This window comes from Aquisalimonas sp. APHAB1-3, assembly GCF_048323695.1.
In the GTDB taxonomy this organism is placed as follows: domain Bacteria; phylum Pseudomonadota; class Gammaproteobacteria; order Nitrococcales; family Aquisalimonadaceae; genus Aquisalimonas.
This window is the reverse complement of the sequence record NZ_JBLWFT010000008.1, coordinates 13677-27068: the sequence shown is the minus strand read 5'-3', so window position 1 is coordinate 27068 and position 13392 is coordinate 13677. Positions and strand designations below refer to the sequence as shown.

12 protein-coding genes are annotated in these 13392 nt (G+C 66.9%); 7 read left to right on the top strand and 5 right to left on the bottom strand.

The window, feature by feature from the left end; genetic code table 11:
- The first annotated feature begins 14 nt into the window (after positions 1-14).
- Positions 15-869 (top strand): methylated-DNA--[protein]-cysteine S-methyltransferase, encoded by an 855-nt coding sequence (locus tag ACNSTU_RS12210; protein ID WP_290632204.1) that lies wholly within the window; start codon positions 15-17, stop codon positions 867-869.
- A 13-nt stretch (positions 870-882) separates the two neighbouring features.
- Here ACNSTU_RS12210 and ACNSTU_RS12205 read toward each other — a convergent pair whose 3' ends face one another.
- Entirely contained in the window at positions 883-1956 is a 1074-nt protein-coding gene (locus ACNSTU_RS12205) for a porin (RefSeq protein ID WP_290632202.1), read from the bottom strand.
- A 209-nt stretch (positions 1957-2165) separates the two neighbouring features.
- Between ACNSTU_RS12205 and ACNSTU_RS12200 the strand changes: the two genes are divergently transcribed.
- Entirely contained in the window at positions 2166-2897 is a 732-nt protein-coding gene (locus ACNSTU_RS12200) for a MipA/OmpV family protein (protein ID WP_290632200.1), read from the top strand.
- A gap of 310 nt (positions 2898-3207) precedes the next feature.
- Here ACNSTU_RS12200 and ACNSTU_RS12195 read toward each other — a convergent pair whose 3' ends face one another.
- From ACNSTU_RS12195 to ACNSTU_RS12185, 3 genes are all read right to left on the bottom strand, one after another.
- Complete coding sequence (locus ACNSTU_RS12195) at positions 3208-4158, bottom strand: alpha-L-glutamate ligase-like protein (RefSeq protein WP_290632198.1); 951 nt, start codon at positions 4156-4158, stop codon at positions 3208-3210.
- A complete protein-coding gene (locus tag ACNSTU_RS12190; RefSeq protein WP_290632196.1) occupies positions 4155-5696 on the bottom strand; it encodes an inactive transglutaminase family protein in 1542 nt (513 codons plus the stop codon). Before ACNSTU_RS12190 ends, ACNSTU_RS12195 begins: the two co-directional genes overlap by 4 nt.
- Before the next feature lie 235 nt (positions 5697-5931).
- Positions 5932-6084, bottom strand: a complete 153-nt coding sequence (locus tag ACNSTU_RS12185; RefSeq protein WP_290632194.1) for a hypothetical protein — start codon at positions 6082-6084, stop codon at positions 5932-5934.
- 212 nt (positions 6085-6296) lie between these two features.
- Between ACNSTU_RS12185 and ACNSTU_RS12180 the strand changes: the two genes are divergently transcribed.
- Positions 6297-6776, top strand: coding sequence for a TerB family tellurite resistance protein (locus ACNSTU_RS12180; protein WP_290632192.1), 480 nt, complete (start codon positions 6297-6299; stop codon positions 6774-6776).
- A 49-nt stretch (positions 6777-6825) separates the two neighbouring features.
- On the opposite strand, the gene ACNSTU_RS12175 is transcribed toward ACNSTU_RS12180, so the two are convergent.
- Positions 6826-7278 (bottom strand): DsrE family protein, encoded by a 453-nt coding sequence (locus ACNSTU_RS12175; protein WP_290632190.1) that lies wholly within the window; start codon positions 7276-7278, stop codon positions 6826-6828.
- A 212-nt stretch (positions 7279-7490) separates the two neighbouring features.
- Here ACNSTU_RS12175 and ACNSTU_RS12170 point away from each other — a divergent pair, with 212 nt between their 5' ends.
- The 4 genes from ACNSTU_RS12170 (at position 7491) to ACNSTU_RS12155 (ending at position 13373) form a co-directional block, all read left to right on the top strand.
- Positions 7491-8603, top strand: a complete 1113-nt coding sequence (locus ACNSTU_RS12170; protein ID WP_290638005.1) for an efflux RND transporter periplasmic adaptor subunit — start codon at positions 7491-7493, stop codon at positions 8601-8603.
- A gap of 30 nt (positions 8604-8633) precedes the next feature.
- Positions 8634-11744, top strand: a complete 3111-nt coding sequence (locus tag ACNSTU_RS12165; RefSeq protein ID WP_290632186.1) for an efflux RND transporter permease subunit — start codon at positions 8634-8636, stop codon at positions 11742-11744.
- A 21-nt stretch (positions 11745-11765) separates the two neighbouring features.
- A complete protein-coding gene (locus ACNSTU_RS12160; protein WP_290632184.1) occupies positions 11766-12524 on the top strand; it encodes an SDR family oxidoreductase in 759 nt (252 codons plus the stop codon).
- 186 nt (positions 12525-12710) lie between these two features.
- Positions 12711-13373: a nicotinamidase gene (locus ACNSTU_RS12155; protein WP_418212421.1), complete on the top strand. Its 663-nt coding sequence runs from the start codon at positions 12711-12713 to the stop codon at positions 13371-13373.
- The last annotated feature ends 19 nt before the right edge of the window (positions 13374-13392 follow it).

The window sequence follows — 13392 nt, the reverse complement described above, 5'->3', positions numbered from 1 at the left end:
GTGATACTACGGCCATGAACGCAGCGACCGAGCCCACATCCGGAGACCCACGCGTGGCCGCCGCCATTCACTGGCTCGTGGATCACGTGGACGCGCGCCCCAGCCTGGACGACGTGGCCCGGGCGGCAGGGCTCGCGCCCTCGCATTTCCAGCGGCTGTTCCGCCAGGACGTGGGCATCAGCCCCAAGCGGTTTCTCCAGTACCTGCTGGGCCGTGAGGCCAGTCACCGACTGGCCGCGGGCGAGTCGGTGCTGGACGCCACCTACGGCGCCAGCCTCTCCAGCCCGGGCCGTCTGCACGATCTCACGGTGACCCTGCACGCGATGACCCCTGGCGAGTTGCGGGGCGGCGGGCGCGGTCTGACGCTCCACTGGGGGTGTCACGATTCGCCCTTTGGGCCGGTGGGGCTCGCCATGACAGAGCGGGGCGTCTGCCATCTGGCGTTCGTGGGCGCCCGGCCCGATGCCAGCGTTTACCGTGCCACCCTGCAGGCCGCATGGCCGGGTGCGCGGTTGCTTCAGGACCACGCCCGCACCGCCCAGCCGCTGACCCAGTTCCTCGACGCCGCCCACGGGCACGGGCCTGTGAGCCTGCACGTGCGCGGCAGCAACTTCCAGCTGCAGGTCTGGCAGGCGCTGCTGACCGTGCCTGCCGGCGCGACCACCACCTATCAGGCGCTGGCCGGGGCGGCGGCGCGGCCGGGGGCCGCCCGGGCCGTGGGCATGGCCGTGGGGGCCAACCCGGTGGCCATGGTCATCCCCTGCCACCGGGTGATTCGCACCTCCGGCGCTCTGGGCGGCTACCGCTGGGGTCTCAACCGCAAGCGTCTGCTGCTTGCCGCTGAAGGCAGCCTTGCCCAGGGGGCGTGACCCCATGCCGGCTCTAGAAGTCGAACCGCAGTCCGGTGGTGAAAACGGTCAGGTGGCGGCTTTCGTATCCGCGCCCCCGATCCTGGTACTGCACCCCGGTGTACCAGCGCATGCCCTGACTGAACAGCCGGTTCAGGGCGATGGTGTAGTTGTAGATGTCGAAATCGTCATCGTCGGCATCCATGTAGCCCCAGGCGAGCCAGAGCATGCGCATGCCGTACGTCTGACTCATGCCGACCATGTGGTGCCGGGTGTCGAAGTCGAAGGTCTCGTCGGGCGTGATCGGGTTGAGGGTGAGCGTGCCGCTGTCCCGCTCCACACTGGCGTCGTCGACCTGGTCGCGCACGCGGACCTTCTCGTACTGATAGGCCAGGCTGGCCTCGCCGGTATCGAAGCGGGCGCCCAGCTTCCAGTTGCGGTTCTCGCCGGCCGGCAGGCTGTCGTCGCGGCTGTAGGCGCCGATCAGCTCCCACGGCCCTTCACGGTAGATGCCTCCCACCAGCAGGTCGTCGCCGCTGCGGTCCACGTCGTCGTCGGAGCGGTCGTCGAAGCCGTACTGGACCAGCAGCTCGATGCCCGCAAGCGAGTGGGTGCGGTACTCCACCAGGCTGTTGATGAAGCCGTCATTGCCGTAGGCGCCCCCGGTCATGCCGCCGGCGCGGCGCTGCTGCAGCTCGGTGGCGTTCATGAGATCCCAGTGGATGCCGCCCGCCTGCTTGTAGGCGCCGGGCAGGCGCCCGGCACGCAGCTGGCCCGCCGTGCCCTGAATGCCCACCCAGGCTTCCCGGGCGCGGAACGGGTTGCTGCTGTCGTCATCGTCGTTGCCGAAGGTGTCCGGGTCCAGCCCGACCTCGGCCCGACCAATGGCGGCGGTGGAACCGGCGATGGTCTGCCGGGCCGCGATACCGATGCGGCTCTGGCCCTTGTCGTCGCCGATGGTGCCGCCGTGTCCCTGGCCGGAGCTGTGGAAATAGGTGTAGCCCACCTGCAGGCGGCCATCGATCTCCACTTCGGCCGCAACGGCGGGCCCGGCGGTGGCGAGCCCCGCTGTCAGCGCCAGGCCTCGCGCAATCCCTGTTGAACGCATTCTATCCCCCTGCCCGGACACAACCCGCGCCCGATAATCAGCCCGCATTGTTGCCGAGCGGCGCGCTGCCCGCAACCGGCGGGCGTTTCACGGGGGTAACCCGACCGGTATACTGCTGCGGACTTCACCCGGAACCGGCAAACCCTGGACTGCTGCACATGCCTCATGGCGCCCGTCGTAAAGGAATACTCCGCCCGTCGTGTCAGCCGTTGCTCATTGCCCTGGCAATGCTGCTGCCCGTCGCCGCCCAGGCCGGTGGCCCGCCGGGCGGGTGGTCGGTGGGGGCGGCCGCCGTGGTGTCCGGCAAACCCTACGGCGACGCCGACTACGACCTGATTCCCGTGCCGTTTTTCGGCTACGAGGGTGAGCGTGTGTTCTGGCGCGGCCTCGCGGCCGGCTGGCGTGGCCCATCCAGCGAGCACGTCCAGACCGCCGCGCTGGTGCGCGCCAACATGCAGAGCTTCGACGGCTCCGATGATGCCGTGCTTGAGGGGATGGATGCCCGGCGGCGGACGGCGGAGGGCGGGGTGCAGATCTCCGGCGGCCCGCCATGGCTGCGTCTGCAGGCCAGTGCCTATCAGGAACTTCTCGGGCGGCACGACGGCCAGGTGCTGGAACTGCAGGCCTCGGTGCCGGTTCCGGTGGGTGACTGGGTCGTGATCCCGTCGGTCGGCGGTGACTGGCAGAGCGCCGACATGACGGATTACTACTACGGCGTCCGGGAGAGCGAGCAGGACGAGAGCATCGGCCGGCCCGCCTATTCGCCGGGGGCCGCGTTCAACCGGACCGTGGGCCTTGGCCTGCGCTACCGGGGTCATGACGGCATGGGTGTCATCGTGCAGGTGCGGAGGGAGTTCTTCGGCGGCACGTTGCGGGACAGCCCCATCGTCGAGGGCGGCGGCCGCTGGTCGGGAATTGTCGGGGTCAGTTGGCGCCTGTAGTGCGGGGCCGGGATGAGGTTCGGTGTTGGTGGACCTGAAGGTCCACCCTTCGTGAGGTGTCCCGCGGCAGATGTAGGGTGGACCTTCAGGTCCACCAACCGCGGTACAAAAAAAAGAAGGCAGGGGGGTCAAACCCTGCCTCAACGCGCTCAGACCCCTTGGAGGTGGAGTCATTCGGTCCCTCCGCGGCGGCATTCCGTTGCGCCGGTAGGAGGCGGATTGTTTTACGCAGCTCACCTTGATTGAGAGTGAGATTACAGCGTTACTATCCGGGCGTGCTGAGGCGTGGTTCACAAAATCTGCCGGTTGCTCAGTCCGGCGTCTCGACGAACAGCTCGCGGGCGAGGGCAACGCGCCCGTCGGCGTCGTCGGGGATGGTCTCGAGGGCTTCGATTCTACGCAGCCGCCGCAACAGGCTGGTGCGGTTGGCCAGTTGGATGCTTAGCCCAGGGCGGGCATTGAGCTCCAGCATCAGCGGCCCCTGGATGCGGTCCAGCACGATATCCACACCCAGATAGCCCAGCTGCGCCAGGGAGTGACAGCGGGCCGCGAGAATCAGCAGGTTGTGCCAGTCCGGGATCTGAATGCCGGCGATGGGGGCGCCAGTGTCCGGGTGCTCGCTGATGTCCCGGTCCAGGCACACGGCGGTGGTGGTGCGGCCCGTGCCGATGTCCAGCCCTGCGCCCACCGCGCCCTGGTGGAGGTTGGCCTTGCCGTCGGAGCGCCGCGTGGGCAGGCGGACCATGGCCATGACCGGCACCCCGCGGAAGACTACCGTGCGGATGTCCGGCACGCCGCGGTAGCTGATGTCGTCAAACAGGGGGGCGAACTGGACGCGCTGCTCGATGAGCGCGCAGTCGGGCTGTCCCCCCAGGCTGTGCATGCCGCTGAGGATGTTGGATACGTGGTGGTCCACGTCTCGCTGGTCCATGAGCGTGCCGCTGGCCCGCCGGTAGCGGCCGTGCTGGCTACCGGCCACCACCAGGATGCCGCTGCCGCCGCTGCCGTGGGCCGGCTTGATGACGAAATCATCCCGCCCGGCGAGAATATCCGGGAGCTGCCGAATCTGGCGTTCGATCTCAATGGTGCCGTACAGGGCTGGCACCTGGATGCCGGCCTCCTCCGCGAGCTTCTTGCTGCGCAGTTTGTCGTCCACGAACGGGTAATTGCGCCGGGCGTTGTACGCCATGATGAACTCGGCATTGCGGCGGTTCATGCCGAGGACTTCCGCTTCACGGACGCGGCGCAGAAAACCGATCATGGCCGTGGCTGCTCCCGGAACAGTGCCCGGAATCGCCACAGCTCCGTGAGGCGGAAGCCGGAGTAGCGGCCCATGAGCAGCATGACCGCCAGAATGATCAGCATTGACTCGGGGAACATGAAGGCGATGTGCGCCAGCGGTGGATAGTTCATGACGCCGTAACCGATCACGGCCACGAATAGGCTGCCCAGGCCCTGCTGAATGGCGTCGCGGGCGCCGTTCTCCTCCCACACCAGCGACATGCGCTCGATGGTCATGGCAAGAATGACCATTGGAAAGAGGGCGATGGAGAGTCCGTGCTCGACGCCCAGATGGTGGCTGACCACGCTCATGCCCATCATGAGAATCACCACGGCCACCAGCACCGACGCCACCCGGGGCACCAACAGCAATTGCAATCGCTCCAGGTAGAACCGGAACGCCAGCCCGCAGGCGACGATGCTGGAGAACAGGATGATGCCCCACAGGAGCTGCGTCTCGCGGAACGCCAGCGCGATCAGCACCGGCATGAAGGTGCCGAACGTCTTGATGCCCACCACGTTGCGCATGAGCACCACGATCAGGGCGCCGATGGGCACCAGCACGAGGGTCTGGTAGATGTTCTGGGTGTCCACCGGCAGGCCCAGCAGCGAGAAATCCATCACCCGGGAACCGAGGATGTCCGCCCGCCGCTCGGCCACGTCCACCACGGCGCGCACGGTCCGTGCCGAGGAGAAACCGTACTCGAGGATGCTGGCACCGCTCGCGTTTACGATGGGCGCCTCGCCGCGGTACCACACCAGGTGGTCCTCCTGATAGCCGCGCTGCCCGGTGCGGGGGTCGAAGGGAATCCACTCGGTGCCGTTGTGGACTTCCAGGTAGGGCGTGGTGCCTGCCCGGCGCATGCCTTCGCGGAGCTTCAGTACATGACTGACCCGGGCCGGGATACGGGCCCCCGCCAGGATGTTCGATATGTTCTGGACATGCATCAGTTCATTGTCGATGCCGCCGCGGAGCACCTGGATGTGTTCGTCCGGGCTGTCGGCGTTGTAGCGGTCCAGCAGGCGGCGGGCGAACGAGGCGATGTCGGCGGACTCCTGTCGCACCTCTTCCAGCACCGTGAACGCGGCCGAGCCGTAGGGTTCGCGGTACTCCGGCACCGGCGGGAACGAGGGCTGATCGCCCTCGATGGCGTTACGATCCGCATCCGGGGCGGCGGCAACCTGCAGGCGGTAGTATAGGGTGTGCTGCCCGTTGGCCCGTCGCGTGGTCCACAGCGCCTGGCGGTTGATGCCGTCGCTGTCGCGGGAGAGCCCGAACCGCCCCGAGACAAAGTCCTCGCTAAGGACGTTGAACCCGGGCGGGTTCGTCGGCAGCATGAAGTCCACCTGGCTCGGTCCGGAATCCGCATCGATGCTGATTCGGGACTCCACGGTCCATATTGTGGTTTCTTCGTCCGGTGTGAGTGGTAGCCCGAGGGTGGTGACCTTGTGCCACATCATTGCGGCGCCGACCGCGATCAGCAGGGCGGCGAGGGTTTTGAGGTGCAGATTCTTCAATGCCTCAGCCTTTGCCAGGCAGCCTGTAAGGGGCGCAGGGGGCGTCGCGCCATTCCCCCGGCCGCATGCCATTCACGGGACTGTTGGTCAGGCAACTACCCACCGGTCGCCATAGCAGGAACGATGGCTTTTTGGTAGTTGTCGCTGGAGAGAGTCTGTGGGGGTTGGGGTAGGGCGTCAAAGCGTCGTTTAAAGGCGACGGGCCCGGGCGATCCCGGGCCCGTCCAGGCGGCTATTACCAGTCGTCGTCGTCACCGCCAAAGTCATCCTGCTCTTCCATGTCCTGTTCCATTTCTTCGAACTCGTCCTCGTCGACGGGTTCACAGGCGGTAAGAGCGAACATGCCAGTCATGAGAAGAATGGCAAGAAGAGTCATCAGTCGTTTCATGTTGACCTCCATCAGTCGTTGAACGGTGGGCGGTTGCCCGTCAGGAGGCTTTACAGCAGGAACCATGCCAGCAGGTGTGGTGTCACATTGGCGCGGGTTTACGCCGCTTTTGCGGCCCTGTGTCGCCAGTTTTGTGCCACGCCGTGTGGCAATATGTCACATGTGCCTGGTTGGCAACGGTCAGTCCACCCCCTTCGCCTGGAGGCTATTGCATGCTGGATGCCATCAATCGATTCTTCTCCGATTACCTGGCCGCGCCGGCGGACGGGGCGGGCTCCGTGGAGGATGAGGAGCACCGGCTGCAGCTGGCGACAGCCGCGCTGCTGATTGAGGTGACCCGGGTCGAACGGCGTGATGATCCGGACGAAGCTGCCGCGGCGGAGCGGGCCGTGCGCCAGAAGTTCGGGCTGGACGCGGAGGAAACGGCCACACTACTCCAACTCGCCCGCGAAGAGATCGAGCGCTCCGTGTCCTACTACGAGTTCACCTCGCTGATCCACGATCAGTTCGACGCCCGCAGCAAGGAGCGGATCATTGAGCTCATGTGGCGTGTCGCCGCCGCTGACGGCCATGTGAACAAGCACCAGGAGGCGCTCGTGCGCAAGATCGCGGATCTACTCTACGTACCGCACAAGGCGTATATTGCGGCGAAGCTGCGGGGCTTGTCCGCGGAGGGGATCGAGCTGGCCTGAAGAGGCTGGCTTCGGCTCCGGTGCACCGGAGCCGAAGCGGTTGTGCCGTTCAGTAACTGATGACCCGGGTGTTGCCGTCGGAGATCATCTCCGCCTGCTCTTCCGGGTTGTTCACGGTGACCTCGTCGAGCAGGTCCTCTTCCTCGTACTGGCGATAGCCGCTGTTGGGGAGGAACAGGTGGCAGACCTCGACGGTCGCGCCAAAGCTCATGGCTTCCTGCATCAGCTCCTTGGAGGAGATGTCCCGCGGCGCCAGGGCCGAGGGGATGTTCTCTTCCAGCGCCAGCTCGGCGGCTTCGCCGCAGAGAATGATGTGCACGTGGTGGTCGCGCTGTGCCAGCTCGGAGGCCATGGACATGGCCATACCCTGGACCTGGTCTTCCTCGGTATTGACCAGCATGAGGATGTCTCTGGGTTGGTCGTCTGCCAGGGCCGACCCCGCCAGCAGGCCCAGTGCCGTCAGACCGGCGATAAGGAAATTGCGTACTCGTTGAATCATCATGTCTTAGCCTGGTTGTTCGCTGGTGTCAGGCAGGTCATGCTGCCGTTCGATTATAGGTATGCATTAATAGCCCATCATATCAAAACCATTTCACCGCTTCGCGGTCCGAATGCCTGTCATGATGGCGCCGGTGGAGCGGGCCACCGCAAGCGCTCTTCAGAGCTGGTGAGCCTGTCTGCATCGTTGCGACAGCCACAGACGGAGAAAGTGTCGTGCAGAACCGAATGCGTTGGGTGATCCAGATCGTGGTTGTCGCGTTGATTGCGGGCGCGGCGGCCGGTGGCTGGATCTGGCTGGGACAGGCGGAGGACCAGGACGGCGCGGGTGGCCCTGAGGGCCGCGGACCCGGCGGCCCCATGCCGGTGGAGGTGGCCCGGGCCGAGCGCAGAACGGTTCAGGACACGGTGCAGGCCGTGGGGACAATGCTGGCCCGGGAGTCGGTGGAGATCGTCACCGAGGTTGCCGGCCGGATCGTCGAGGCGCCGGTGCGCGAAGGGCAGCAGGTGGAGGCAGGCGAGACGCTGTTCATCCTCGATCAGGTGCGCGAGCAGGCGGATCTCCGGGAGGCGCGCGCCCAGCGTGACGATGCCCGCAACCGCTATCGGCGCGCCGTGGCGCTGTTCGAAGAGCGTGACGTCCCCGAGGCGGAGGTGGATGAGCGCCGCGCGGCGCTGGAGTCGGCCGAAGCGCGCGTGGAAGTGGCCGAGAGCCGGTTGCGCGATCGCACCATCGAAGCGCCCTTCGACGGCATTGTCGGCCTGCGTGAAGTGAGCCCGGGCGCCTATGTGGAGCCCGGCACCCTGCTGACCACTCTGGACGATCTCAGTGTCGTGCGACTGGATTTCGCCGTGCCGGAGCGCTTTCTGAGCGGCCTGGTGCCGGGGCTGGAAGTGCGGGCCCGCAGTCTCGGCTTCGGAGACGAGGTGTTCGCCGGCGAAGTGACGCGGCTCGCCTCCCGGATCGACCCCATTACCCGCTCCCTGCGCGTGCAGGCGGAATTCGACAACGACGAGCGCCGCCTGCGTGCCGGCATGTTCATGACCGCACGACTGGTGCTTGCCGAGCGCGAGGCGCTCATGGTGCCGGAGGAGTCCGTGCTCAAGGAGGGCACGGGCGCCTACGTGTTCGTGATTGCCGACGACCAGGCCCGGCGTGTCCAGGTCACCACCGGCCGGCGGGAAGCGGGTTACGTGGAGGTCAGCGGTGAACTCGCCGATGAAGACAACGTGGTGATCGCCGGGTTGCAGACCGTGCGTGATGGGGCCGATGTGCGCGTGCTCAACAGTGGCGGGGGGCCGGATCATGGCGATGTGGCAGCGCGCTGATCGGCCCGGCGCTGGCGTGGGGAGCGGCCGATGATCATCTCCGATGTGTCCGTGAAACGGCCGGTGCTGGCCACCGTGGTCAGCCTGCTGATCGTGGTGCTCGGCATCGCCTCCCTGACCCAGCTGCCGGTACGCGAATACCCCAATATCGATCCGCCCATCGTGTCTGTTTCCACCAGTTACGTGGGCGCTGCGCCGCAGGTGATCGACACCGAGATCACCGAGCGCATCGAAGGCGCCATCAGCCGGGTGGACGGTATCCGCTCCATCACCTCCGAGAGCCGTGACGGCAACGGCGAGACCACCATCGAGTTCGAGCTCAGCCGTGACATCGACAATGCCGCCAACGACGTGCGCGACGCCATTGCGCGCATTGCGGACAACCTGCCGGAGGATGCCGACGCGCCGGTGGTCACCAAGACGGAGGCGGACGCGCGGCCGATGATGTGGCTCGCCATGACCTCCGATCGCCTGTCGCCGGTGGAGCTGACCGACATCATCGAGCGCCAGGTGCAGGACCGCATCTCCGTGCTGGAGGGCGTGGCCGACATCCGCATCGGTGGCGAGCGCCGATACGCCATGCGCGTGTGGCTGGACCGCGAGAGCATGGCCGCGCGCAACGTCACCGTGGACGACGTCGAGAACGCCCTGCGCCGAAACAACGTCGAGCTACCGGCCGGGCGGGTGGAATCCGTGCTGCGCGATCTCACCGTGCGCACCGATACCCGCCTGAACGAGCCGGAGCAGTTCGAGCGCATCGTGCTGCGCACCGAGGGCGATGTGCCCATTCGCCTGGGCGAGGTGGCGCGCGTGTCCCGCGGGGTGGAGGACGACACCTCCATTCTGCGCAACAACGGCCGCACCGCCGTGGGGCTGGGTGTGATCCGGCAGTCGCAATCGAACGTGATCAGCGTCTCGGATGCGGTGCAGCGGGAACTGGAGCTGCTGGAGGGCACGCTGCCCGCGGATGTGGAGCTGCAGATCAGTTATGACGAATCGGTGTTCATCCGCGAATCCATCCGCGAGGTGCTCATCACCCTGAGCATCGCGGTGGGTCTGGTGGTGCTGGTGATCTTCGTATTCCTGCGCTCGGTGCGGGCGACGCTGATCCCGGCGGTGACCATCCCGGTGGCCGTGATCGGCGCCTTCTCGGTCATGGCGCCCCTGGGGTTCTCCATCAACGTGCTCACGCTGCTGGCCCTGATTCTCGCCATCGGCCTGGTGGTGGACGACGCCATCGTCATGCTGGAGAACATCCAGCGACGCATCGACAACGGCGAGCCGCCGCTGCTGGCGTCGTTCCGTGGCGCCCGGCAGGTGGGATTTGCCATCGTCGCCACCACGCTCACGCTGATTGCCGTGTTCGTGCCCATTGCCTTCATGGAGGGCAACGTCGGCCGGCTGTTCAGCGAGTTCGGGCTGGTGTTGGCCGCCGCCGTGGCGTTCTCAAGCATCGTTGCGCTCACCCTGGCGCCGGTGCTGTGCTCCAAGTGGCTGCGGCCGCCGGCGGGCGAGGGCCGGCTGCACCGGGCCACGGAGCGCGTGTTCACCGGGCTGACCAACGGCTATCAGGCGCTGCTGTCGCGGGCGCTGAACCTGCCGCTGATCGTGCTGGCGGTGTGCGTGGGTGCTGCGCTCATGGCCTACCAGCTCTTCCAGGTGTTGCCCGAGGAACTGTCGCCGACCGAGGACCGCAGCGTCATCATCATCCCCAGCAGCGCCCCCCAGGGCTCGACGGCCGAATACACCGACCGGCAGGTCCGGCGCATTGAAGAAGTGGTGCAGCCGTACGTGGAGAGCGGCGAGGCGTGGCGGGTGTTCTCCATCATCGGCTTCCGGGGGCGTGTCGACAGCGGCTTCACCATTCTTGGCCTGACGCCGTGGGATCAGCGGGAGCGCGGCCAGCAGACCATCGCCTCCGAGATCATGCCGGAGCTCATGGCCATTCCCGGCATACGCGCCTTCGCGGTGAACCCGCCGGGGCTGGGCCAGAGTGGCTTTCAGCAGCCGGTGCAGTTCGTCATCGGCGGCTCCAGCTACGACGAACTCGGCGAGTGGAGCCAGCGCATCCTCGACCGGGCGCGGGAGAACCCCAACCTCCAGGGGCTGGACGCCGACTACGAGGAGACCCGCCCGCAGCTCAATGTGGGCCTGAACCGCGATCTGGCCGCGGATCTGGACATCCCGGTGGATGAGGTGGGGCGCACCCTGCAGACCATGCTCGCCTCGCGGCAGATCACCACTTATCTGGATCGCGGCCGGGAGTACGACGTGATCGTCCAGGCCGAGGACGCCGACCGCGCCTCGCCCACGGATCTGGAGAACATCTTCGTGCGGGGCGGAGGCGGCAATGGCTCCGATCTGGTGCCGCTGTCCAGCCTGCTCACCATGAACGAGATCGGCTCGCCGCCGGTGCTTACCCGGGTGAACAGGCTGCCGTCCGTGACCATCCAGGCCTCCCTTGCGGAGGGCTACGATCTCGGCAGCGCGCTGGAGTATCTGGACCGCATCGCCGCCGAGGAGCTGCCCGACGAGGCGCAGACCAGCTATCTCGGCCTCTCCCAGGAGTTCATGGAGACCTCCGGGGCCATCTACATCACCTTCGCCCTGGCCATGCTGGTGGTGTTCCTGGTGCTGGCGGCGCAGTTCGAGAGCTTCATCCACCCCGGCATCATCATGGTGTCGGTGCCGCTGGCGGTCACCGGCGCGCTGGCGGCGCTGTTCTTTACCGGCATCACGCTGAACATCTACAGCCAGATCGGCATGATCCTGCTGATCGGCCTGATGGCGAAGAACGGCATTCTCATGGTGGAGTTCGCCAACCAGCTGCGCGATCAGGGGCGCACGGTGCGCCAGGCCATTCTGGAAGGCGCGACCCTGCGGTTCCGGCCCATTCTCATGACCGCCGTCTCCACGGTCTTCGGCGCGCTGCCGCTCGTGCTCTCCACCGGCGCCGGCGCCGAGAGCCGCGGCGCCATCGGCGTGGTCATCATCGGCGGGCTCTCCTTCGCCACGCTGTTGACACTGTTCCTGACGCCGGTGCTATATGACCTGTTCGCGCGCTTTACCCGTTCCACCAACGCCGTCGCCCACGACATCGACGAGCTGGAGGCGGATGAGCGCGCCCGCGAACCGGCCTGACAGAACGAGGAGAAACCAATAATGACGGGCACTGTACTCATCACCGGCGGCACATCCGGCTTCGGCGCGGCCACGGCGCGGCGCTTCCGCGACAACGGCTGGAAGGTGGTCATCACCGGCCGCCGCGGCGACCGACTCGCGGCCATGCAGCAGGAGCTGGGCGGCCCCGAACACCTGCACACCCTGCAGTTCGACATCACCGACCGCCAGGCCACCGAGCAGGCCCTGGCAAGCCTGCCGCCGGCGTTCGCCGAGATCGACGTGCTGGTGAACAACGCCGGGCTCGCCCTGGGCCGCGAGCCCGCCCAGGAATGCAGCATGGACGAGTGGGAGACCATGGTGGAGACCAACATCATGGGCGTGCTGCGCCTCACCCGTGCGCTCCTGCCGGGCATGGTCGAGCGCAACCGCGGCCATGTGATCAACCTCGGCTCCGTGGCCGGCAACTGGCCCTATCCGGGCGGCAACGTGTACTGCGGCACGAAGGCGTTCGTGCAGCAGTTCAGCCGCGCCGTTCGCTCCGATCTTCAGGGCACCCGCGTGCGTGTCACCAACCTGGAGCCGGGCCTGTGCGAGACGGAGTTCTCCACCGTCCGCTTCCGTGGCGACAGCGACAAGGCCGCCAGTCTCTACGAGGGCAACGACCCCATCCAGCCCGAGGACATCGCGGAAGTCATCTGGTGGGTCAGCAGCCTGCCCGCGCGGGTGAACGTGAACACCCTGGAGGTCATGCCCGTCACCCAGAGCTGGAATCCGTTGGCGGTGAAGCCGGTGGAGTGAGGCCGTCTGGCCTGGACCTGCTGTCGCGACTGAAGTCGCTCCTACACGGGGGCACCGACCCGTAGGAGCGACTTCAGTCGCGACCCAACGAATCACCCCCGCAACCGCCACACCCTTGTGAACCCCCCTCCACACCCGGATACTGGACTTTGTACAGACAAGGGCGACCCGAATGGAGGGCGCATCATGTCGGGCAACGAGCTATTCAGCGACCCTGATCACACGGCCCTGCTGCTGGTGGACATCCAGCCGGACTTCATGGCGGGCGGACCGCTCGCCACCGCCAACGGCGACGCCATCCTGCCCGGCGTGCGCAGGCTCATGGAGGCGCGGCCCTGTGGGGTGATGGTCGCCACCCAGGACTGGCACCCACCGGGGCACGTTTCCTTCGCCAGCTCACACGCCGACCGCACCCCGTTCGAGACCATCGAGGTCCACGGCCACGAGCAGGTGCTGTGGCCGGATCACTGCGTGCAGGGCACTGCCGGTGCGGAGCTGGTACCGGGCCTGCCGTGGGATCACGCGGACCTCATCCTTCGCAAGGGCTGCGACCCGCGGGTGGATTCCTACAGCGGCTTCCGCAACAACTGGAACGCCGCCGGCAGGCGGCCGCCCACCGGCCTGGCCGGCTACCTGCGCGAGCGGGGCGTGCACACCGTGCTGGTGTGCGGGCTGGCGCGGGACGTGTGCGTCCAGTGGACCGCCGAGGATGCCGCCGAAGCGGGCTTCCGGGTTGGTTTTCTGTGGGACCTCACACGCCCCGTGACCCACGACAACGACCAGGACTGCCAGCAGGCGTTGCAGGCGGCCAACGTCGACGTGCTGGAAACGACGGACCTGTTCCACTAGGGTGCCGGTTTTCCCGGTT